This window comes from Alteromonas portus (assembly GCF_005117025.1).
Taxonomy (GTDB): domain Bacteria; phylum Pseudomonadota; class Gammaproteobacteria; order Enterobacterales; family Alteromonadaceae; genus Alteromonas; species Alteromonas portus.
Window position 1 is genome coordinate 96,751 of the sequence record NZ_SWCO01000007.1, and the last position, 23,444, is coordinate 120,194.

22 protein-coding genes are annotated in these 23,444 nt (G+C 44.9%); 8 read left to right on the forward strand and 14 right to left on the reverse strand.

Annotation, left to right across the window (positions count from 1 at the left end; all coding sequences use genetic code 11):
- Positions 1-2 precede the first annotated feature (2 nt).
- The 7 genes from E5672_RS12115 to E5672_RS12145 all read right to left on the reverse strand — a co-directional run bounded on the left by E5672_RS12115 (position 3) and on the right by E5672_RS12145 (position 5,190).
- Entirely contained in the window at positions 3-806 is an 804-nt protein-coding gene (locus E5672_RS12115; RefSeq protein WP_136782425.1) for a DUF1206 domain-containing protein, read from the reverse strand.
- 117 nt (positions 807-923) lie between these two features.
- The gene (locus E5672_RS12120; RefSeq protein WP_240692224.1) at positions 924-1,106 is read right to left on the reverse strand and encodes a hypothetical protein; all 183 of its coding nucleotides are present in this window, start codon (positions 1,104-1,106) and stop codon (positions 924-926) included.
- A 27-nt stretch (positions 1,107-1,133) separates the two neighbouring features.
- Positions 1,134-1,595, reverse strand: coding sequence for a hypothetical protein (locus E5672_RS12125; RefSeq protein WP_136782427.1), 462 nt, complete (start codon positions 1,593-1,595; stop codon positions 1,134-1,136).
- A 171-nt stretch (positions 1,596-1,766) separates the two neighbouring features.
- Positions 1,767-2,354 (reverse strand): YqaA family protein, encoded by a 588-nt coding sequence (locus E5672_RS12130; protein WP_136782428.1) that lies wholly within the window; start codon positions 2,352-2,354, stop codon positions 1,767-1,769.
- Between the two features lie 24 nt (positions 2,355-2,378).
- A complete protein-coding gene (locus E5672_RS12135; protein WP_136782429.1) occupies positions 2,379-3,671 on the reverse strand; it encodes an amidohydrolase family protein in 1,293 nt (430 codons plus the stop codon).
- Between the two features lie 90 nt (positions 3,672-3,761).
- Positions 3,762-4,343: a DUF1285 domain-containing protein gene (locus tag E5672_RS12140; protein ID WP_136782430.1), complete on the reverse strand. Its 582-nt coding sequence runs from the start codon at positions 4,341-4,343 to the stop codon at positions 3,762-3,764.
- Positions 4,330-5,190: a DUF3014 domain-containing protein gene (locus tag E5672_RS12145; protein ID WP_136782431.1), complete on the reverse strand. Its 861-nt coding sequence runs from the start codon at positions 5,188-5,190 to the stop codon at positions 4,330-4,332. The genes E5672_RS12140 and E5672_RS12145 overlap by 14 nt, the downstream gene beginning before the upstream one ends.
- A 503-nt stretch (positions 5,191-5,693) precedes the next feature.
- Here E5672_RS12145 and E5672_RS12150 point away from each other — a divergent pair.
- Positions 5,694-5,963, forward strand: coding sequence for a hypothetical protein (locus tag E5672_RS12150; RefSeq protein WP_240692225.1), 270 nt, complete (start codon positions 5,694-5,696; stop codon positions 5,961-5,963).
- Between the two features lie 94 nt (positions 5,964-6,057).
- Entirely contained in the window at positions 6,058-6,366 is a 309-nt protein-coding gene (locus tag E5672_RS12155; RefSeq protein WP_136782433.1) for a DUF6482 family protein, read from the forward strand.
- Between the two features lie 153 nt (positions 6,367-6,519).
- Here E5672_RS12155 and E5672_RS12160 read toward each other — a convergent pair whose 3' ends face one another.
- The 4 genes from E5672_RS12160 to E5672_RS12175 form a co-directional block, all read right to left on the reverse strand.
- A complete protein-coding gene (locus E5672_RS12160; RefSeq protein ID WP_136782434.1) occupies positions 6,520-7,887 on the reverse strand; it encodes an ABC1 kinase family protein in 1,368 nt (455 codons plus the stop codon).
- Positions 7,888-8,229: 342 nt separating this feature from the next.
- Positions 8,230-8,649, reverse strand: a complete 420-nt coding sequence (locus E5672_RS12165) for a hypothetical protein (protein ID WP_136782435.1) — start codon at positions 8,647-8,649, stop codon at positions 8,230-8,232.
- Positions 8,650-8,938: 289 nt separating this feature from the next.
- Complete coding sequence (locus E5672_RS12170; RefSeq protein WP_136782436.1) at positions 8,939-9,523, reverse strand: DUF6702 family protein; 585 nt, start codon at positions 9,521-9,523, stop codon at positions 8,939-8,941.
- On the reverse strand, positions 9,513-11,975 hold the full coding sequence (locus E5672_RS12175) for a M1 family metallopeptidase (RefSeq protein WP_205676493.1): 2,463 nt from the start codon (positions 11,973-11,975) through the stop codon (positions 9,513-9,515). Before E5672_RS12175 ends, E5672_RS12170 begins: the two co-directional genes overlap by 11 nt.
- 193 nt (positions 11,976-12,168) lie before the next feature.
- Here E5672_RS12175 and proB point away from each other — a divergent pair, with 193 nt between their 5' ends.
- The 4 genes from proB (at position 12,169) to E5672_RS12195 (ending at position 15,779) form a co-directional block, all read left to right on the forward strand.
- Complete coding sequence (proB, locus tag E5672_RS12180; protein ID WP_136782437.1) at positions 12,169-13,269, forward strand: glutamate 5-kinase; 1,101 nt, start codon at positions 12,169-12,171, stop codon at positions 13,267-13,269.
- 124 nt (positions 13,270-13,393) lie between these two features.
- On the forward strand, positions 13,394-13,831 hold the full coding sequence (locus E5672_RS12185; protein ID WP_136782438.1) for an acyl-CoA thioesterase: 438 nt from the start codon (positions 13,394-13,396) through the stop codon (positions 13,829-13,831).
- Positions 13,832-13,946: 115 nt separating this feature from the next.
- Complete coding sequence (locus E5672_RS12190; protein ID WP_420809574.1) at positions 13,947-14,867, forward strand: D-2-hydroxyacid dehydrogenase; 921 nt, start codon at positions 13,947-13,949, stop codon at positions 14,865-14,867.
- A 9-nt stretch (positions 14,868-14,876) separates the two neighbouring features.
- Entirely contained in the window at positions 14,877-15,779 is a 903-nt protein-coding gene (locus E5672_RS12195; RefSeq protein ID WP_136782440.1) for a DMT family transporter, read from the forward strand.
- A 40-nt stretch (positions 15,780-15,819) separates the two neighbouring features.
- On the opposite strand, the gene E5672_RS12200 is transcribed toward E5672_RS12195, so the two are convergent.
- Positions 15,820-16,095: a hypothetical protein gene (locus E5672_RS12200; protein WP_136782441.1), complete on the reverse strand. Its 276-nt coding sequence runs from the start codon at positions 16,093-16,095 to the stop codon at positions 15,820-15,822.
- Between the two features lie 210 nt (positions 16,096-16,305).
- Here E5672_RS12200 and E5672_RS12205 point away from each other — a divergent pair, with 210 nt between their 5' ends.
- A complete protein-coding gene (locus E5672_RS12205; RefSeq protein ID WP_136782442.1) occupies positions 16,306-16,812 on the forward strand; it encodes an RNA polymerase sigma factor in 507 nt (168 codons plus the stop codon).
- Positions 16,805-17,425: a hypothetical protein gene (locus tag E5672_RS12210; protein WP_136782443.1), complete on the forward strand. Its 621-nt coding sequence runs from the start codon at positions 16,805-16,807 to the stop codon at positions 17,423-17,425. The genes E5672_RS12205 and E5672_RS12210 overlap by 8 nt, the downstream gene beginning before the upstream one ends.
- Before the next feature lie 42 nt (positions 17,426-17,467).
- Here the strand turns inward: E5672_RS12210 and E5672_RS12215 are convergent, their stop codons facing one another.
- Positions 17,468-21,358 (reverse strand): translocation/assembly module TamB domain-containing protein, encoded by a 3,891-nt coding sequence (locus E5672_RS12215; RefSeq protein WP_136782444.1) that lies wholly within the window; start codon positions 21,356-21,358, stop codon positions 17,468-17,470.
- Positions 21,355-23,193 carry an autotransporter assembly complex protein TamA gene (locus E5672_RS12220; RefSeq protein ID WP_136782445.1) on the reverse strand — a complete coding sequence of 613 codons (1,839 nt, stop codon included), beginning with the start codon at positions 23,191-23,193 and terminating at the stop codon, positions 21,355-21,357. The genes E5672_RS12215 and E5672_RS12220 overlap by 4 nt, the downstream gene beginning before the upstream one ends.
- Between the last annotated feature and the right edge of the window lie 251 nt (positions 23,194-23,444).

Below are 23,444 nucleotides of genomic sequence, written 5' to 3' on the forward strand. Positions count from 1 at the left end.
TTCTAGTCCACCTTTCTGTATTTTGCCTCTAGCGCACAATAAAGCCCGAACATAATAAAGCCTGCGCCTACAGCAGCAATGAGATAAGGCCCAAAAGGCTGCTTCATTAACGTTTCTAATGCTTTTTGTAACCCACCGGCTTGTGAAGGATTACTTAAAACGGCGGCAAGGATAAAAAATCCACCTACTAAGGAATAAACGACCCCTCTTGCGGTATACCCAAGGCGACCAGTTATCTTCACACTCTTTCTAATGCGCTGATTTAAAGCGTGTAGTGAAAACTTCTTTAAAAAGTCTGCAGTGTAAGCATGTTTGAACTGCACAACTGCAAATATAATAATGCAAAGCCCGATTGCAGCCACAAGCAGCAGCCCCCATTCGTATTGCATTAGAAATTCACTCACCTTCTTTCCACTACCTTGGGATGAAGAACTACTTTGTACTTCTAATAAGGTTTTACCCCCTGCATAAGCCGCAACAAAATAGAACGCGCCGGATATACAGAAGAACAGCTTATTTATAACGTGAATGAACAAACTGTCGTCATCTGATTTGTCGGTAATAAAAATCTGCAGCCAACGCCAGCAGGCATAACACGCTAGTCCAAGAACAAGAATTCCTAGAAAAATTTGCCCGAGTGGTTGCTCTTTAAGTGTAATAAAGACATTGGACTGAGAGGCTTTTTCACGGTTTAACGCTGTAAATACAGATGTAAGAATGAAGACACCAAGCATAACGTACATGACTGTTTTGGCACTATACCCCGCTCTAGCGGTTATCTCTTTCCATTTAGACGAAGGTTCCACGGTGTCCTCTCATAGCTTGGTTGTAAAATAAAAAACAATTCAGTTATCTATTTCGTATCAAGTTATGTTCCGTTTTGCACTTGTCTGTATTTTACGCTTGTGAGCTAGCGTTTCAGATTAACGTTCTGAACTATCTGCAACGGCTTTCAAAAGCAAATTTTGAAGCGTACGTTTGCTATGAGCACAATTGCAGTGAACATCTGTCATATGTAGAACTTCACCTTTAAGCATTTTTTGCAGTACAGATGCTCTTACGCTTAATGAGACAAAGCCGTCTTCATTGGGGACTTGTTTCGACATCATCATTTGCTCCTTCAACTGTTTGATTTAATGCAGAGCTGCAGAAGCAAGCTGCCTGCTAATTTGAGGTTTATAGGTTTGCTCAAGTGTGTGCTGAATGGCGGCAATCAGCTTACATACAGACTGATTAGTGGCATGCAAAGGCAATATGGCAATTAGCTGCTGCTGGCACTCCTGCAAAATGGCGTGAGATTCTTTTTTTCTGTGCTCTTGAGCAAGTAACGAAGATAAGTACATGCCCATAGTGCCGAACGCGAGTATATCTTCTTGCACAGCGTTCACTTTCTGAGAGGATACGGGCTGCAGCGCGTTAAGAATGGCCTTCGCGGCTTCAAAGGTTTGATAACCCAACTCCCTGGCATAATCTAACTCACCCTGTTGATGGGCTTTTTGCGTTTGTGCCTGCATTGCTAAGCGATGCTCTCGTGCGCTAGAAGGGTTGAGCTGTAGCCACTTTCTGTAAACTGGGCATAAACGTTGAACATTCATATAAGCACCTCCTGTTTTTTATAACACTAGTGCAAATAAGAATCATTATCAAATGTAAAGTTCAAAAAATCTATTAGCGTAATTTGATTTGGGAATTTAAGGGGGAGCTCGCACGAATTGGTCGATGCTATTTTGATAGCTTTAGCACCGTCAAATCGAAAGGCTCTTTAATTAGGAGAACATATTAGACAGCCACCATAGTAAGACTACCACCAGCGTAATAGCAAACACGGCTTTCATCTTGTAGCGTTTTATAAGTTGCTCTGCTTTGTCACCTGCGTAATACACCACTACTGCAAGGCCAAAATAGCGAATAGCGCGGGCAATAACCGTGGCTAACAGGAATAGCGGAAGAGAGTATTGGGTTGCGCCGGCAGCTAACATGGCCACTTGAAAAGGAATAGGCGCAATACCTAGCGTCATCACAAACCAAAAGCCTTGATTTTGCATTTGTTGTTTAACGCTGTCGAACTGGTCTTGACTAAAAAAGGTATCAATAACCCACTGACCAACAAGGTCGAAAAGGTAATAGCCAAGGGCATAGCCAAAAACAGCGCCAATCACACAGCCCACGGTAGCCATTAATGCAATATTCCAGAGCGACTCTCGTCTAGCTTGCATTAAAGGCACCATAACGGCTTCAAGCGGTATAGGAACAATGGTCGACTCTAAAAATGATGCTAAAGTAATACCTTTCAACATATGTTTAGAGTCAATAAGCTTTTTGGTTTTGTGCTTAACCTTTTTACCTAGTGCCATGTAAACTCTACCACTTTTATTGTTTTACTGCTTGTAAACTACCCCGTCTTTCATTACAAAAGACACGCTTTCCATAAGCGATATATCGTCAAGCGGGTCGCCTTGAACAGCAACAATATCCGCTAACTTACCTTGCTCTAACGTGCCGAGAATATCGCTTATGCCCAATAAATCTGCACTATTAACGGTAGCGCTAAGTAGCGCGTCAGCAGGTTTCATTCCCGCTTCAACCATTAAAGAAAATTCCTGTGCATTATCGCCATGGGCCGATACACCACTGTCTGTACCAAAAGCAATTTTTACGCCTGCTTTATGCGCTTGTTCAAAGGTATTTTGAATAAGCGGGCCAATAGCGGCCGCTTTCGGGCGTACTAATTCTGGAAAGAAACCATCAATTTTTGCTTTGTCTGCTACAAACTTCCCAGCCAATATAGTTGGCACATAGTAGGTGCCGTGCTTCTTCATTAGGGTGCGGATCTCATTGTCCATGTATGTACCGTGCTCGATAGAATCTACCCCAGCTTCAATAGCGCGCTTCATCCCTTCTTTTCCATGAGCATGAACAGCCACCGTCATACCGTAATCTTTTGCAGTATCGACGATCGCTTCTAATTCATCGGTCATGAACTGTGGATTTTGCCCGCTTTTGGCTACGCTTAACACACCACCGGTTGCAGTAATTTTTATCAGGTCTGCGCCATCTTGATATCGAGTTCGTACTGCTTCGCGCGCTTCCACTTCGCCGTTAACAACCCCTTGTTTAGGGCCAACGTCTGGTCGAAGTAGGTGAGATAAACCATTGCTTGGGTCGGCGTGTCCGCCTGTAGTAGCTATAGATTTAGCGACAGTGTAAATACGTGGGCCGGTGGCGTAACCTTTATTAATAGCGTTTCTTAATGCCACTGTTTCATTATATCCGTCACCTAAGTTACGTACGGTGGTAAAGCCTGCATTTAACGTTATTGTTGCGTAATTTGCTGCACGCAGAGCATAGTCAGCCTCGTTTAGTGAAAAGCGTTCAAGATAGGTTTGCGGCCCACCGTGCTGTGACGATAAATGAACATGCATATCCATAAGGCCAGGCATAACGGTTGAAGACGTTAAATCGATAACAGTGTCGCCTTGTTGCGGTTCAGTGAAGCCTTTGTTGATTGCTTTAATTTTGTTGTTCTCAACAACAATTGTCATGTTTTCCTGAAGTGTTTTTGATGTGCCAGTAAACACTTTCCCTGCATGTATCAATGTATCGGCTACCGCAGAAAAGGGCGACGAGAGTAATGCGCTCGCAATGGCAAGCGTGATCAAAGGTTTCTTCATGATAAAGGTCTTCTTTTGATTGTTTTATAGACTATATCGAATGTAATGCACAGACAGGGATAACGCAAAAAAAGCTATGACAAAGGGGAGTTAAGTTATTTCGCCTAAAACGAAAGACGTGCCATTAGATTGGATTTTAAATTGCGTGCACGATCCGCTCGTTACTTCTTTGGCTTGTTCTAATAGTTGATAGTAAGTGTTTTGATGTAGCCTCGCCCACAGATCTCTGCGAACACAGAGGTAGGGAATGGGCGTCGCTTCAGGGTCCTGTATTGCTTTCGGTGGAACCCGAAGTTCAAGCTGACCAGCGCGTTCTAACCGCACAACGTCGCCTGTTTGAGTGGTAAATACGTAGGTACTGCCGTCCTTAAAACCACCCTCTTCCTTTTCCCATTGCGTAATAAGAAAGGGGGTATCTTCAACGGTAATGACCACTTTCTCAACAGGCGTAACTAAGAAGTACTTATCACCTTCACGCTTTAATACAGAGGCAAAAAGCTGAACTAAGCTTGCGCGTCCTATAGGGCTGCCTTCGTAAAACCATCGGCCGTCTAGGGCTATCGTTAGGTTGATGTCACCACAAAAGTCAGGGTTCCATTGATCAACAGGAGGCAAAGGGCGCGCTTTTGAAGACGTGCCCTTTAGTTGTTGTTGAAATCTAGTTAGATCCACGCTCTTCAACCAACGCTTTTAACTCGCGCAATTTCGCTTTAATACGACGCATATTATCTGGTCCCGTGCGAAGTAACTGCTTCTGGGGTTCGTTGAGATTTTCTAAGCGATCATCGGCGTATTTGTATGCCACTGAATCTGTGTACACTTCAACAGGTACAGGCACTTCCGGTGTATCAAGTAGCTGGTCGATCGCGTCTAGCAGTACGCTGTTAAAATCTTGGTCAGGATTGCCAATCTCTGAGTATTTAGCCTGAATATCATCTTTATAAACACCATAGATATTAAGTAGTGCTTCATTATTGAACGACTCTAACATGTCCACATAGGGCGTATATCGCTTGTAGCTTGCAGCATCTATCCACTGCTTTCCTGCTTGAGAGTAAACGCGGAAGTTTTGCTCTGGCGGCGTAAGCAGTTGATGGTTTGGCGCCATCTCATCATTCGCTAAATTAGCTACCGATACGACAAAGCGCTGAATCAGGCCTTCGTTGACAAGCATACGATTTACGACTTCTTTATCTGCAGAAGAACTCTCGATTAATGAAGCTTTAACTGCCGGATCGCTGGTATCCAATGGCTCTGGATCTGGCTCAACGGGCTCTGGAAGTGGTTCAACTTCATCTTTCTCTTCAAGCTCAACAGTAGGTGCTGGCTGGGTAGGTTCAAAAACTTCGGGTTCTTCTGGTGCAGTGACTTCAGGCTCGGTCACTTCAGGTTCGGGTGTAATAACTGGCTCAGGTTCTTCGTCGCTTGGCCAAAAAACTACAGCCAGAATAACAATAAGAAGAATGCCGACAATTATAAAATGTGGGCCTAACGATTTCTTTTCTGACGATTCGCTCATAATGACTCCGCTACAAAAATATCCTTTCGGTAATACTACCAGAGATAACACCCAAAATTAGAAAATCAATCAAGAGAATTGTTCCCCCAAAAAGTAAATTCCTTATTTTGAACAGATTTTAACGTTCAAAAGCCATTTTCCGATTTGTTTTTGACTTAAAATTAGTGGGAACTCCTCATTTTTGAATATTTCTTGCTCAACTATCATGTAAATACGTAAATAATTTTAAAACAATTGTTTAACATTTGCGGTCTTGTGTACTAATGTGTTGATTAATCATAGAAAACGAGTGCTAGAGTACTGTTGCTTATTGTAATCAATGGATGTTTCAAGTCTCGCAGTCCAAATTTTATTGAAATGTGCCTTTTAGGATAGTTAGCGTGAGTAAATTTAAAACATATCATCCGAAGTTACACCGAGCCGTTAAACGTTACACTGCGATACAATATGTTATTGCGTTAGGGGTTTTGATATTCCTATTTTTAAACATGAATAGCCTCTCAATGCACCATCAACTCATAGCGGCAATAACCGTAGTTGTCATGTGCATACAAAACGGATTTATCTTATCGAGAGCAAAAGTGGCACTTGCCGTTGAGGGGCCACGGTTATTGATATTTCCACTGCTGTGGATAGCGACAGGAATGGGGTTGGCTGCGCTAGTGTATAGTGCCTTTTCAATTGCATCGCTGTTAGTCTTAATTAACGCAGTGCGTTATAAAAATCATCGTCCTCCGCTTCACCTCATGAATGAACCCGAAAACCTCGTATAGCGTATATTTAATATAACCTCGTCCTGTTCGTACTTAATATAAAAATCCTTACAGGGCGAGCGTAGTGTGTACGCTAATTTCATGAGGTAGAAAAATGCACAAGTTTTATTTTCGGGATATTGAAGAGTCGCCGATAGCTATCGATTACTTAGAAGTTCAGTCATATGAAATGAATGTGTACCTGGTTTATCTCACTATTGATAATCACAGCGGCATGCTTTACGACAATAAAGACAAGCCTATGCGATTTTTTAGTGCCGGCCATATACGAGAGGCATTTGCGCACTGCCGCGTTCTACAGGCGGTAATGAAGCACGATACGCCTTACGATGAAATGATTGGCAACCCACCAAAAAGTAAAGAACAAATGGCGCTCCCTTTTAGTATGGAATTACCTTATTGAAGATGGTTCTATTTAGCATTTAGGTGAGTTGAAAGTGACGGTTTACGTTCTTCTTTGCAAGGAGTCGACTCGTAAGAAGAACGTGTAGCACAGTATATTCCACGCCTCATATTCAATGATTAATAGAGACATTTCTGAGCCGCCAATTGTTTGCTATAACGCAAGCCATTTGCCAGCAGCCTTTCGCATGTCAACTTTGGCTTGCAGGCGCTTCGCCAGTAAGAACAGTCCGCCCAGTTTTCTGTGTATAAACAGTGCATCAACCGGTGGTGTGTGCCAAAAGTTATGCTCCATCGTGAGGGTCATCCCTTTTTCATGAAGCCTGGCAATAAGGTCGCTTTGTCCAAAGTCATAAGCGCCTTCGTAGCGGATAGCTTCACATGCCTCCATCCCAATGTTTATCACGGCATCGATTTGTGTTGAAGAGTGGCTTTCATCAATCAAGCCAATGCTAAACGCGGCTTGTTGCATCATCGCTCTATCGTTGGCTGCCGCGCTTTTGAGTAACGCTTGGTATTGAGCTGAAATGGCGTCAGGTACCTCTCGTGTAGCCCCAAAATCTAGTAGTACGATTTCTTTTGTATCGGGCTTAAATCGATAATTGGCTAAATTAGGGTCGCTTTGTAGCAATTTGAAATAGAAAATCTCATTAAAAAATAAAGTCATTAACGCAGTCATTACGGCGTCTCGGACTTCCTGTGGCTCATTTAAAAGCGCATCTAAATCATGCGCCTCTATGAAGTCCATCGCTAGGACCGTACTGGTAGTAAGGGGGGCATAGGTTTTTGGAATAACAAACGCATTGTGTTCCTTGCATTGGATATCCGAACCCTCAACCATTGTGCGATAACGATTGAGCATGTCAGCTTCTCGTACGTAATCAGCTTCTTGATGAAGCTGTGCTTTAGCTTCTTGCAAAAGCGGGTTGATATCTAATGATTTGGGAACCAAGCCGGTAATTTTTATAAGTGTAGCTACATTGTCTACATCGCTATCTATGCTTTTTTTCACGCCAGGATACTGCACTTTTACTGCTAACATCCGACCGTCCATCGTAATGACTTTATGGACTTGGCCAATAGAGGCAGCAGCTATAGGGGCAAAGGAAAAGTAAAGTAAGTCATCTTGCCATTTGTCGCCCCAAGACTGATTTAATGTAGCTATAAGCTGGTCCTTGGGCATGGGGTCAGCGTCGTCCCGTAAACGTCCCAAAATGGCGGCGAGTTCTTCGGGAAGAAAGTCACCCGCATCCATTGAAATAAGCTGTCCGAGTTTCATGGCGGCACCACGCATACTGGCAAGCTGGTCTGCAATGTTAGAAATGTTTTTGGGAGTTAAAAGCAATGACGACAACACGGGCTTTTCACCTTTCAGGAGTTGCCCCGCCCCCTGCGAAACTACATTACCCGCGATTTTTCCTGCTAATGAGCCCAAGCGACCTATCCTAGATAAACGCGACGACGGTACCGCTCTACTAGAACGGGTTAGTGGTTCATCGGATTTATTGCGCTTCTCTGCCATAAGTTCACTCAGTTTTATTGAAGACGAAGGGTAACGTTATGTTTGTTATCGTTTAAACAATAACCTAAAAAAGTAAATGGGGCTTATAAATTATACTTTTAGGCTGGGCGTCTGGATCGGGTAAGCAGCTAAAAGTAACCTAATTTTAGGAAGGCGTTTGAATAATAGAATACCCTTAAAAGACGGCTGTTTGAGCTGAACTCAATTTATTAGGAGCATTTGAAGTGCCCATAAGAAACTTGCAAAGAGATGCACTTGGCATGGGGTGGCCAATTTTTCTATCGGGCTCTTATTAAACTCGCTATGTTAAGCACCTGCACCTGCGCGTGCAAAGTGAAAAAACTAGATTATTTGTGAAACGAACTGGATCACCAACCCAACAACGCTTCCATAAGCAAATCCAGCCCAGCCACTTGCTGCTCTGTAGCGCCAAAGGGTAGCGCCAAAGAATCCACACCAAAGCATGGCAGAATAAGTGGATATGAGTCCGCTGCCCATGCCGGAATCGGGCAAAAACAGCATGACGACAAAGGTAAGAGCCATTGCACCACTTAGCAGTACCCACATGATATTTTTCTTATCAGAGAACGCATTGTTTTGTTTGACGTTCTTTGCATCGGCATCTCGCGTTTGCTGTGCATTTTCTGCTTGAACAGCGCACTGAGCTGCCTTTGATGCGCGTAGTTTTCGTGCACTACGCTCACTTCTTGATTGGGGTTTCTTGACCGATGAAGGCAACGGTGATGCAGCGCTATGGGTCATGATGTACCTCACTAACTAGGTTTTAGTAACTGTTTATCCACAGTTAAGGTAGAGCATGGCTGCCAAGATGACTATACGACTTCGGTCTCACACCCCGCAAAAAAGGCGTGTTTTAAGTGTTCGGTTTCTATATACGAATGCAGCATTCGAAAGAGAGACGGCAATAGCTAAGGTTGCTATCTGTTATCTTCATTGCCACGTAAAGCAAATAAACAAAAAAGCCCACCCGCAATCACTGTCGTTTGACAAGGAATGCGGGTGGGCTTTCACAAACTCATACCGTTAGGTATTAGTGATGGTTGCTATTTTGGCTCTTAAAGCTTACTTCCAGCAAGTTAACGCTATCAGCAAAGGTCAGGGTTTTGATATCACCCTTGCCTTCTACATTTAGCGTATTCACTTGTTTCGGCCACAAGTCACGCAATGCATCATGGCGAATTTTAATGCCTTCAAGTACAGGCGGCTCAGCAGTTTCCTGATAAACCCAAAAGTGCTTACCTTCAACTTCAAAGCCAACATCAGCAAGCTTTAATGGCTCGCCTGCTGCATTTAAAATTGCAAAGTGGTGGGCGACATACTCAGCGAATTGTTGCTGCGTTTCTATGTCGTCCATAATATCTGCGTGCTTGTCGAACAGCGCCTTAACCGCGTGTTCAGCGTCATGCAAATTAAAGCGGTGCATCACCTCAATATTTTCTGTTCTAGGGTTGAACAGTACCGTGGTAATTGCGGCTTTTATTTGATGCGCTTGGGCTGCAGTGCTGTACGACATTGCGCTAACTAATAGCGCAGCCGTAATTGCGAATGCACTTACGCTTGCAAGCAGAGCATGCGCGCTCTGCTGCAAGCGAGCCAAAGACAACTTATTCGTCATCTTTGTCCTCGTCGTCGGTTTTCAGTTCGGTCTTTGAGTCGTGCATAAGGTCGCGGTACTCGTAAGTGTTACGCGGCTTATTCTTGTACGCTTCAATACGCGAAGGAATGATACGACGCGGGTAGTGGTTATTTTCCACATCTACGTCTGCGGTTTCCCAATGCGGGTCAACGGTTACGCTTACTAACTCTTTGTCTTTGTCGGTAACAATAAGCTTGCTTACGGCTTTAGGTGTACGACGCCAGATTTCCGCAGGAATACGCATTTCTTCTTTTGTGCCGTCTTCAAACGTTAGTTCAAGAATGATTGGCATTACCAAGCCACCCTTGTTGCTGAAATCTAGCACATAGTAGTTTTTATCTTCTTTAACCGCACGTTCAAAGGCTTTACGCTCCCAAGGCTCAAGATCTTTCAAGAATTTCTTGTACTTGTTGCGCTCTTTGTTAGTTACGGTATAACGATCGTTTTCGTCGTAGAAGTCACTGATATCTTCAAAACGGTCTACCCAAAGTTTTTTACCTTCTTCTTTGTTTCGAATATCGGTAAGTGACTTTGGTTTTTCCATTTCTGCTTCGCGTTCGCGAGCAAAATCGATATCTGGATCTTCAGTGTCTAAACGCAGCTTGTATACGCTGTCTAGGCTAATATCTACATGGTCTGTGGTGTAAAACCAACCACGCCAGAACCAGTCTAGATCAACGCCCGACGCTTCTTCCATAGTGCGGAAGAAATCTGATGGTGTAGGACGCTTAAACATCCAACGCTGCGCGTATTCTTTAAATGCGAAGTCAAAAAGCTCGCGGCCAAGAATAGTTTCGCGAAGAATATTCAGTGCTACTGCAGGCTTGGTATAGGCATTTGGGCCAAGGCGAAGTACAGAGTCAGACTGGGTCATAATTGGCACCTGTGTCTGAGACTTCATGTAGCCTGTGATATCACGTGGCTCAACGCCCCAAGGAATCGTCGGGTCCCACTCGCGACCGGCAACGCCGTCTAGGAAGCTGTTAAGACCTTCATCCATCCATGTCCACTGACGCTCGTCAGAGTTAACTGTCATAGGGAAATAGATATGACCCACTTCGTGAATAACTACGCCAATAAGGAAACGTTTCTCAGCAAGCGAGTACGTGCGTGAACCATCGTCACGAAGCTCTGTACGCGGGCCGTTGAAGGTGATCATGGGGTATTCCATGCCGCCAACCGGGCCATTTACTGACTGTGCTACTGGGTATGGGTAATCGAAGCTAAAGCGGCTATAAACATCCATGGTGTGGATGATTGATTCTGTAGAATACTTCTGCCATAGCTCGCCACCTTCTTTCGGGTAGAAAGACATAGCCATTACCAATGGTTGAGTGTCACCGCCTTGCTGATAACCACGCGCATCCCACGCAAATTTACGCGAAGAAGCCCATGCAAAGTCACGTACGTTTTCTGCCTTAAACTTCCAGGTTTTAAGCTTAGTCGTGCCTTCTTTTTCGTTCTCAATCGCTTCTTCTGGTGAAACGATAAATACGATGCGGTCAGCTTTTTCTGCCTTTTTCAGACGGTCGCGCTGTGTTTTAGTTAACACGTCTTTCGGGTTTTGAAGCACACCCGTTGACGACACGATGTGGTCAGCAGGAACCGTAATATCTACTTCGTAGTTACCGAATTCTAGCGTGAACTCACCACGGCCAATAAACTCTTTATTGGTCCAGGCTTCGTAGTCGGTGTATGCAGCTAGGCGTGGGAACCACTGTGCTAGCAAGAAGATGTCGTTACCACCTTCACGTTCGTCATCTGGGAAGTGCTCGTAACCTGCACGCGCTGAAACAGCATCTTCTTCTACAATGTTAAACGCAAAATCGATATCAAACGTTACTTTACCGCCTGGCTTTAGAGGCTTAGCCAAATCAACACGCATAAGCGTACCAACAATTGTGTGGCGTAAGTCGTTGCCCGCTTTGTCTTCAACGCGAGAGATTGTGTAGCCTAGTTCATTGTCGTCAACAAACTGCTGGCGGCGCAGTGCGCCCATACTTAGCTTAGCTGGCTTGTCGCCATCGGCTGCCTGCGTGCCCGGCCCACGATTGCCGATGCCGCCAAACGTAGTAGTAAGCGCAGACATTGAATCGTCGCGGAATTTGTTTTGGTCAAGCTGGATCCACAAGTACTTAAGCGTATCTGGCGCGTTGTTGTGGTAAGTAATGGTTTCGCTTGCTTCAATGCGGCGCTTGTCTTCAAGCAGCTTTACGTCAATATCGTAATCTACTTGTTGTTGCCAATATTGGTGGCCTGGCTCACCAGCGGCGTTACGGTATACGTTTGGAGTAGGAAGAACTTCGTCCAGCTGACGGAATTTATCTTCAAAATCGCCTTTTGTTTGTTTTATAGCGGCGGTCGTAGGAAGAGAAATCAGCATAGACAACACTGGCGCTAGCCAGAATAGGTGTCGTTTTGCGGTGCTCATGCAGTTTCCTTGCAACTTGTAAGTTAGAATTGTTATAAGATAACAGCATCTAGTATATAAGCATGCCTGCCACAATCCAATTTTTTGACCGTAAACTAACCATGTTTTAACGCAAAAAAACTGTAACAGATCGTTTTGTTTCGCGCTTTAACTGTCGTATTCTTAAGCTCTTGTTATCTTTTTTCTTTCCCCTATGAACCGTTTTAATTGGCAACGTGCCGTTATAAAAGTTGGCAGTGCGCTTATTGCTCCTGAAGGCAATGAATGCAGCGGGCGCTATCTTCTGTCTCTTGCCCGATTTATTACCGCTAGTCGCGACGCTGGCAAAGAAATTATTCTCGTTTCTTCTGGCAGTGTGGCAGCAGGCAGAAGCAAGGTGAAAATTCGCCATAATGCGTCGATTGCAGAGAAGCAGGCCATGGCTGCAATTGGCCAGAACTTGATGATGGCTAATTGGCAGCGATTTTTCGACTTTCCCTGTGCGCAGGTATTACTTACCGCCGATGACCTACGAGATAGAACCCGCTACGTAAATATTAAAAATACCTTGCGCGAAATTTTGAATCACAATGCGCTACCTATCGTGAATGAAAACGACACAGTTGCTGTTAATGAGCTTAAAGTGGGTGACAACGATAACTTAGGTGCCTATACGGCGTTAGTTGCACAAGCTGACACGCTGATTATCTGCTCAGATATCGACGGTTTATTTACCGCAGACCCGAGAAAAGACGTCAACGCCGCCCTCATTCCGCAGGTAGATAAAATAGACAGCACCATTTACGGCCTTGCCGGCGGCGCTGGAACTGCGGTAGGAACTGGGGGCATGCGCACAAAAATTGAAGCAGCGGATAAATGCACCAGTAGCGGTATTCAAACCCTGATTGTAAATGGTCGAAAAGGTGAGACTTTTGATGCATTACTTGAAGGTAGTGTACCGGGGACTCTGTTTACTGCAAGCAGCACACCGGCTAATGCCCGAAGGCTGTGGCTTACTCACACCCTTAAAACCGCTGGCAGAATAGAAGTCGATAATGGGGCTAAAGAGGCGTTAGTGAGAAAAGGCGCATCATTACTGCCGTCGGGTATTGTTGATGTTGTCGGTTTGTTTGAACAAGGCGACGCTGTTGAAGTGGTATGCCAAGGAGAAGTTATTGCCAAAGGTCTTTGCCTGTATAACGCAAAAGACTTAACGCTTATAAAAGGGAAAAAGTCGAAAGAAATTGCCAGTGTGTTAGGTTATGAAACAACCGACGTGGCTATTCACCGAGATGATATGGCGCTTTATTCGTAGCGCCAATCGCGAGTGTTTTTTGCTAGGCAGCGGCGAAGATAGCGCTTTGGCCTTATATTCTCTCGCCTATTTACGTTAACTTTAACAACAACCCCGTGACGAATCTATATGCCAAGGATTGATGATGACTGATATTACTCCAACACTCGCCGACTACCCTTATAACGTCACTATTGCTACCCGCTGGCAAGACAATGATGCATACGGCCATATCAACAATGTTGTGTATTACGGTTTCTTTGATACTGCAGTAAACCGCTTTCTAATCGAGAAAGGGGGGCTGGATATACACAACGGGCAAACCGTTGCTTACGTAGTAAGCAGTCAATGTCAGTACGTATCACCGGCGGCATACCCCGAGGACATATTTGTTGGATTGCGCGTTATCAAATTAGGTCGAAGTTCGGTTACTTATGGGCTGTCGGTTTATGCAGGTGAAAACAGACGACGGGTGGCACATGGCCAGTTTGTGCATGTATTTGTAGACAGAAAAACCGACAAGGCTATTCCTATTCCAGTAAACGTGAAAGCGGCGTTAGAGTCCATCGTGGAAGTGATGTAGGTGGGTTGCAATTATGACTGAATACCCTCCTTCAAACGACTCGATAACATCCGATGCAAGACAAGCGCCCTGCGATGCAGAGAAAAAACAGGTTGTCTTTTTAGATGCAGAAACCATGGATTTACCGAGCCTTAATACTTCAGCACTAGACAAGCTTGACGCTGAGGTTACGCTTTATCAGCAAACCCATGCAGATGAGCTAGTCGAGCGCATTAAAAATGCCGATGCTGTGCTGGTTAACAAAGTCGTGCTGCAAGCCAAAGATTTACAGCAAGCTAAACAGCTTCGTTATATTGGCGTAACGGCGACTGGCATGAACAATATCGACCGTGATTACTGCGAAAAGGCCGATATTACCGTTCAAAATGTAGAGGGCTACGGCACTGATAGCGTTGCTCAACATACGTTGACCTTGGCATTGAATTTGGCCACTAATTTTGTGGCGTATCAGCGTGATGTGCGCAACCAAGCATGGTCTGCCTCTTCTCATTTCTGCTTACTCAATCACCCCGTGGTGGAGTTGGCGGGCAAGCATGCCGTGATTGTAGGCCATGGCGAGCTTGGCAAGCGTGTAGAGGCATTGTTCAAGGCTATGGGGATGCAGGTGAGTATAGCTGCCCGCCCGGGTAAACAAGACGACCCTCGACCTCATCTTGAATCTCTGCTACCCAATGCTGATGTGATAAGCCTTCATTGCCCCCTTACTGAAGACACCGATAAACTCATTAATGCCGATACATTGTCGCTGATGAAGCCAACCGCTTTTCTAATAAACACGGCTCGCGGTGGGCTAATTGATGAAGAAGCCCTTTACTATGCGCTTAAAAACAAACAAATTGGTGGCGCGGGCTTGGATGTACTAAGCGTGGAGCCTCCACCTGTTGATCATATATTGCTTAAAGAGACGTTACCCAATTTGCTAATAACGCCCCATAACGCTTGGACTGGCAAAGGCGCAAGGCAAAAACTGCTCGATAGCGCTATCGCCCATTTATCTGCCCACCTATCTTCTTGTTTATCAGACCCCCAGGGTTAGCAAGCCACCATGAATAACGCGACCTTATTTACTTTGTGCTGTTTGATTTGGGGCTCGACTTGGATTGCCATCACTTATCAAATAGGGCATACCTCTGAAACCTTTGCCATTGCACTGCGTTATTTATTAGCCTCGGCTTGCCTGGGGGCTTACTGCGTTGTTAAGCGTTTACCGCTTAAGCTACCGGTACATGTTCATGTAAAAATGGCCGCAGTCGGCCTTTTTTTATACAGCTTAAACTACACGCTGTTGTATATGGCGCAAGCCCATATTATTAGCGCGCTGCTAGCTCTCATGAGCTCTTGCATTATCTACATTAACGTTGTGCTTCGGCGCTGGTGGCTGAAAGAGCCGATAAGAAAAGAAGTGGTTATAGGCGCTACTTTTGGCTTGGTAGGCATTGTATGTTTGTTTGTGCCTGAGTTCTCCAAAGTTTCCATGGATGCGGCGCTTGCTACCGGTCTTGCCATAGCGTTTGTCAGCTTTTTCTGCGCTTCAACAGGTAACGTTATCTCAGAGCGTATTTTGACCTCGGGTACGCCTGTTATCCAAATGAACTTCTATGCAATGAGCTATGCCATGGTGCTGCTTTTCATCACTTCACTGGCAATGCCGGGTAAGTTGGTTATTCCTACTCATGCCGACTTCTATCTGTCGCTGCTTTATTTGGCTATTTTTGGCTCTGTGTTCGCGTTTGGCGCGTACATGAAACTGTTAAAGCAAATGGGGGCTGACAAGGCTGCATATGTGGTCTTGGTATACCCTATGGTTGCACTGGTTATTTCCACCTTTTTTGAAGGCTATACCTGGAGCGTACTATCTGTTGTAGGGGTGGTAATAGTGCTAATGGGCAACGCCATTGCAATGGGGAAAGTGCCTCGCTTGATGCGCCGCCAACTGGAGTCGAGCTAAGGCCTGTACATCAAAGAACAACAGGCCTTGGTGATATGGTTCATTTAAGCGCGTTAATTTTCTTATTCAGTTCATAAGCAGGCTCGGTCACAATGGTTTCGAGAGTTTCAATACGCGTCATCAAGGCTTTAATTTGCGCATCTTTTTCTTCCAAACGCTGCTGCTGTTTGTCGGTCACGCCTTTTACAAATGGGTTGCTGCATTCGCCGTTCATCCAGTCGTTTAATCGCCACTGAAATTTTGCGTCTAGGTAGCTTGCCAAAAGCACAAGCGACGTGATGCTGCCAATTAACAAAACTAAACTTAACGTAGACATAATGTTTTCCTAATCCTAATTTCAAGGTTGAAGGCTTTTAGGGAAAATGCCCTAAACGCACGCTACTGCACTTACTGTTTTAACTAGTCGTTTGCTGCTTAAAAAAATTACAGCATTGGCGAAAAAAGTTTGTAATAAAAATTCGTGGGGGCAGACTGATAGAAGCAACACAATAAAATAACAACAGCTTTTGTGATTAGGGATGTGACGTTGGGGCAGGGTTTTGAAGATGTTTTTGCGCAATACGGGGCAATACTAAGCCGTGTAGCCAACAGCTATGAGGCAAACGAAGCGATGCAGCAAGAATTATTGCAAGAAATTGCTATTGCCGTCTGGCAGGGACTGTCTCGCTTTAAGGGCGACAGTAGCGTGAAAACCTATATTTTGAAAATAGCCCATAACCGCGCAGTCACTCACGTAGCAAATCAAGTGAAGCGTATTGATACCCATCAATATGACCACGATGACCTAGGTTCTGACGGGTTCGCGAGTAATGCCCACTCACCAGAAGAAATGTCCAGTCAACACCAGTCTTTAGAGCGCTTATTGCGTGCGGTACGGGCGCTACCGCTTCAATCAAGGCAAGTGCTCACACTTTCTCTAGAAGGCTTAAGTTACGATGAAATTGCAGACGTCTGTGGTCTGACTAAAAACCATGTTGGTGTGATATTAAAACGCGCCAAGCAAAGTATCATGCAGGAGCAACCGCATGCATAATTCAGATAAAGAGAATCAAACGAACTCGCCAGTACCAGTAGACGATGAGCAAAACGATGCCCTTTCTGCGCTATGGCAAGCTCAGCCAGTTACAACTATCAACCTCTCGGAAGTAAAAGCCAGCCTAAGCAGTGAACGAATCAAGCAACGCTGGTATATGGTATTGGATTTATTAATGATTGCTCCCGGTGTGTATGTCTTCTTAAAATATTGGGACAACATGTCGTATATCGCGCAAATTATAATTTTGTTTATCTTAATATCGTCTCTTCCTTTTCTCGCTTACCAACTATGGCTCAGAAGCGAAGCTGCATTCTATAAAAATACACAAACTGCAGATCATCTCGCGAAACTCACTAAGCAAATTAAAAATAACGCCAGGATCGCTTATATGACCAAACACTCAACATGGATAGGTATGATTTTTGGGATAGGTTTGGCGCTGGAGCGGTATTTCTTCGGTGATCTCGCATCTGAAAAACTAGCGAGAATTTCAATAGTCATGACTTCCGTAAGCATTGTAATGCTAGTGTGGTATGTGTGGGCGAACAAAAGACAAAAGCGTTTTGAGCGTCAACTCGAAACGCTTGAGAAGATGGCGCAGCAGCGTTAAGGGCGCAAGTATGCAGCAGGACTGTGTATTGCGTGTGGGCGCTTAGTTATTGTTAGTAGTGTTAGGAGCGTCTTTATCATTCAGCACGTTTTGCGAGCTTTCACTACTATCGTCAGGTTCACCACCGTCTTCGTCTTCATCATTATCTTTGCGGGTTCTGTTATCGCCTAAGAAGAATTCGTAATATAGATCTAGTGCAAACTCCGACTGGTCTTCAAGCGTAGTTTGAATAGCCTCTAAATATAAACTTGGTAGAAGCTGATATTTTACCGCCAAGTCAGGCGGAAGCTGTCTGCGTCGCAGCGTACTACTGGCATCGTTTTGCTTTAAGCCTACATCTACATTGTATTCCACAGATAACCGTTCGTTAATTTGCCCTGTTACCGACAGTAAGTCTTCGTTAGTGCTTAAACTAAAATCATCGATACCTAGTGCGCTTCCCACCTGCCCTGTCAAGGTCTTGGTATTTGACAAGCCAAAGCCTAATAGTAAAGAAGCATAATTTGGATCTTGTGTTCCCGAGTTCGGACCTGAACCTGTAAGCAAGTAAGACAGCACGCCTTGTTGATCCATTGCAGGCTCTGAGAAAAGGTTGATGCTCGGTGAGTCGGCTGCGCCGTCTATGCGAATACCTGCAATCACGTCGTCATCGGTTTTATCTGGGTCGCGTATGGCTTCAACCAGTAACAAAGGCTGGTCAATGGGACCGTTAAATTGCACTTCGCCGGTTTGAATAATTAATTGTTGTCCGTATGCACTATAGCGCCCATTCAGAATCTGGAGGTCGCCGTAACCTACTAGCGCAGGTTGAGTGTTCACCCTAATACCGCCATATAGGCTAGCAGTTAGACCAAATGCCTCTAGTTTCACTTCTTCGGTTTTGTTTTTGTCAATATTCACTAGTACCGAAGCGTGAACCATGTCTAAGGGCTCTTCTCTATCTGGTTCGCCTCGCAGGTGCACGTCTTTTGACGGCGAAACTGCGCTTTCGGGGAGCGACTCAATTTCAATTCGCGCCCACGGAATATTCACTTCGCCGGTTACATCGACTTTTTCTTTTGTCGCCGCGATATCAATATTTGGAGATACCTTGAGCCGGATGTTTGGTTGACGGATTTCGAAGCCATTCCCTTTCAAATTGAATGTCGCGCTTGGGTCAGACGACCAGTCTATATTGCCCTTAAGCGCACCTTTACCCCCACCTAGTACAAACGCGCCGTCTAGGGCAGCGTTCTGGCCATCAAGTACCACTTTTTGATTCCAATCAGCCAATGTCACGGGAGTATCTTGAATATCAATAGCACCATTTGAAATGCTTAATTCACCGTTTAAAGCCGGGTCGTCAACATAACCACTTAATGTTATATCGCCATTGAGCTTTCCTGTCAGGGTTCTAATAGCCGGGGAAAGCGGTTTGAAAGGCGCTACGTTAAGCCCTTCCATCACTAACTTGCCCTCAAGCGGTATGCGCTCATCAAAAGGGCGAGTATTTAAAGAAAGCGTTGCGTCACCAATGTCTTGGCTAGATATGAGTGATGTCGACGTTAACTGCCCCTGCTTTATTTTTCCGTTAGTTTCTATGGAGTTAATAGTAAGTGTCAGCGGTCGAGTTTCTCCTAGCTGCCATGGTGCCGCGCTCATTGAAGCGGTAAATGTTGCATCTATCGGGTCCTTTGGTGAATAACTGCCCTTTGTTTTTACCGTAAGCGTTGCTTGTGAAGGACTTGAAACAACAGTAGGCACTAGCTCATTGGCCCACAACCCAATTGGCAGTGATGAAGCGCTTATATCCCAGCTAGCTTTATCACCCTGATAATTCACGTTTGAAATGCACAACTCGCCTTCCTTTCGAGAGGTCCAGCAGTGCTGACCTATTTTGGCTGTTACCGGTGTGGTGCCAATGTCTACACTAAATGGGCTTGATAGTGTCCATTGCATATTGGCAAGTTTTAATGCGGTATCGCTGATTTCACCAGTCCAGTGGTTATTCGACCACGCGCCTTTAAGTGAAAGCGCGACCTTGTTATTGGGTACTGCCAGATCAAGTTTTGCAGAGTGATTGCGATAGGTTCCATTAATTTCAATCTCGCCATTTAACGGCCCCTGCTGCGCTGCAGAAGCGTTTAAATTAGGGGAAATCGTGATGTCTGTAAGGTCTAAGGTTCCGTTTGCGCTCGGGTTCTGCCATGGGCCGGTAGCATTTATATTACCGCTTATCGCGCCGTTAACTTCTGGGTATAGGCTTGAGATAGCGTTAACATTAATCGCAACATCAGCATTTAAGTGACGTTTATTGAGCACTTGAGCAATGGCGCGGATAGTGTTTCTTTCTTGCGTGATATTGATATTAGTTACAAATAAATCGCTTGGGCCAGCATAAACCGCATTCCCTTTTACTTGCAGCGGTTTGTTTTGAAGCACGCCTGATACCGTCATATCTTTTAGACTTATATGTAAGCCACCGCGTTCAGAATATTGCAAGATACTGTCGATTTCCCCGTTAATTTTCTCAGGGGCATAATTACTAAATTGCTTGCCTGACACGTTCTTGAGCGTTGTTTTACCTTCCCACGCAATACTGTCATTGAGATATAGCGTACCCGTATTGGTTAAACTTCCCTCCAACGCGTTAATGTTTGCTTGATTAACAAAGATGTTGTTCTTTTTCAGCACCACGTCAAGCGACACTGGTACATTGCCAATATCAGGCAAGGTCGCAGCGCCTGACCCTTTAAGTACGTAGTCCCCCATAGTACCGGACAGGGTGACTTGCCCGTCTTTAAGCATGGCATTTTCCATGGTGGGAATGGCCTGTTCCTGCCAGTTTGCGTTGAATGTTATAGGTAGGTCGTTGTTTAAAATATTGGCGATGAGATTCGCATTTGCGGTTATCGCTCCTTTGGCAATCACGCCTAGCGTCAAATCGTTCAACGCACCTGCAGCAGTTACTTTAACTTCTTGTTGAGCATCGCCGAGTTTCGTTCTGGCGGTAATCGCCACATCCAACGGGTAGTTGCCATTAAGGGTGGCGCTTGCTTTACCCTTCACTTCACCTTGTTCATGTACAACGGCCATTTCTTCAACAGCCACATCGCTGTCTTTGAAGTGTGCCCCCAACAACGAAATGAGAGGAATGCGCTGTTCATTGCTGTTTTGGGTTATTTGAAGATCTTCTACCAGCAAAGTGCCAAGAGACAAAGGAATGGGAGTCGTTATCTTAGGTAGTTCAGGTGCGTCGTAGCTAAGTGAGTAGGAGGTAGGCAAAGAATTATCACCCTCTTCCGTATTTGACCCTTCTTTATTCGTAGCCGTGTCGGTGGCAGCAATCTGCTGTGGCTTTCCAGGCGTTGGTTGTGTACCAGTCTTTTGTACTTGCGATGCATTCGAGGCGGAACCTTCACTTAGCAAAGCGATGCGAACTCCTTTTGTCGCTAAGCTTTCAAGTAAAAGGGCACTGTTTCCTTCAAAATTAGTTAACTCTAGTTCGTCAATTTCCACGTTGACGGACAGTAGGGCGAGCTTAATATTTGACAGCGCTAAGTAGCCAACATCAATTGGCAAGGGTAATTGGATCTGCTCGTCTGTGGGGGTGTCATCTGGAGTCTCAGGGAGGCTTGCAATTTGCTTGAGCGTTGCGTTTTCAAGCGTTAGCTCATTTACGCATACTCTGGGCTCAAACAAACAACGCCATGTTACATCAATGTAGGCGTATTGCGCAGATACCTTCCATTGGTCATTTTCCCACTCTACATTGTGCACTTGTAAAGTGTCGGCAAACCCGCCCTCAATGGCATCAATAGAAAGGTTTTCAACAAACGTGTTGGCCAGTAACTTTACGGTGGGGCCACCTAACGGACTGATTAATAATGCGTATATCCCAACCAGTATAAAAACCGGTGAAAGTAAAACAGCCGAGAGCGTACGCTTTCTCATAGCTCGGGCCCCAGCATTATATGAATATCCCAAGTGTTCTCGTCAGGCGAAAAACCTCTCGCGATGTAAAACCTTACCGGTCCAATGGGTGAAAGCCAGTGAACACCCGGACCAACACCGTATGACAATGTTGTGCTGGTGTCGTTTGTGGCTGTCCCCGCGTCAATAAATGCAGCTACTCGCCAGTTATCCGCCACCTGGTAAGCGTATTCCACGCTTGATGTGAACAAATACTTCCCACCTATTGAGTCTGTCTCAAGTTCACCGGTTTCTGGGTCGATAACTTCAGCTTGAGGCGAAATTTCACGGTACTCAAAGCCTCTTATACTTTGATCGCCCCCAGCATAGAAACGCAATGATGTCGGTACGTCATCAAAACTATTTGTTTTAATAGCGCCAACTTCGCCCCTAATGGTAATTCTATGCACGTCGTCAAAGGTGCGGATTAACATAGCTTCAGCAACGGCTTTAGCAAAATTGATATCTGACCCATAGCCCTCTCTACCTACTTGAGTGAGCATTTGTAAGTAAGCACCATTGCTGACATTAAGCTCGCTATCCTTATCACGATAGGTTAAAGAATACCCAGGCAATACCAGTGAGGTGGTATTCGTGCTTATTTCCCCTTGATCATAGGTTTCACGTAAATAGGTAATAGAGCCATCATGCTGCCAGGGCGAATCATCACTCTGCCAATAGCGATGTGCAGAAAGAGACAGCGTTTCACTTTCGAATGACGTGTTGCTGTATTCAATAAACTGGTAACCCGCCTCGATGCTGGCGTAATCGCGAGTGATATTTCTCATGGGAATGCGGTAGTCGGCAGTGACCGACTGCTCTGGCTCAGAAATAAAAATATCAGATGAAATCGAGTGTCCTTTATCGTTTACCCACGGACGCTCCCAGCCTAAGCGAACCCGCGGTCCTGTATCAGTGGCTGCGCCAACTGAGACGTTAAAAGCATCTGTGGGCCGATGAAGTAATGACACTTCGACCGGGACAAGTAAGCCTTCAGCGTCGCTCACCACTGGACGGGCAATAACACGAGTAAAATACCCAGATTGATTTAAGCTGCGGTTGAAATCGCCAAGTATTGCAGACGAATATGCATCACCTGTTTTGAAAGGCTTTAACCGCTCGATAATCTCTCTAGCTTTATCATCCCCTACAAACTTTAACTCGCCAAATTGATATTGCGGCCCGCTTTGCGCAATCAAAAGTACATTCGCTTGCTTTTCGTCGCGAACCAAATCCAAGCGAGTTGCCTGCCAAAAGTAATCAAAATAGCCATTGGATAACGCGTAGTTAAACATGGAGGATTTAAACGATTCGTAAATGGTTTGATTGAGCACATCGCCTTCTTTGAGTTTTAACGAATTAAATCGTTCTCTAAACGCTTTGTCTTCACGTCCTGCCCCAATGATTTCGCGGGTCACCTTATTAATCGTTAACGGCGTATTTAACGCAACCATTACGGCTACCTTATCACCCTCTTGTATGCGTACTGTTGTTTCACTGTTGTAATAGCCATAAGGCTGTACTGCTGTTGCAACCGCTTCTGCAACTTCGTCTTGCCAGTAGGGGTCAGTTAACAGTGCCTTTTCAACATCAAGCCCGTTTAAATGCAGACGAATATTATTACGAAGTTTCGAATCCTCTACGCCCTGAATATCGTAAGTGATTGACTCTTGAGCAAAAGATGCCGTACATATCATGCACAACAGCGTGCAGCATAAACCCCTAGCTAATAAAGAAAAAGCGTGGGGTCTTCTAAGCACAAATTGTCGGAAAAATAGGTCTTGCAAAGTAGCAAGCCTGCTCCAAGTTGAAGGCATGAAAAGGCTAAATCCTTAAGGTAACGCTGGGCTTGGAAGCTTACCGCTTGAGGGTAAAATCCATATTATATCTGTGGTTGATAGTACCACATTTGCATTTTGTATTCGCAAAGTGCGACGAGAGATCAAATTATTGCGCCAATATTATTTATATCAAACTATGTAGGTTTGTTTTTTGTACATTCTTTCACAAATTTGTATACTCGAATTAACATAGCTTTGAGGTTTGCTCATTAGCTAAGTTCCGCCCA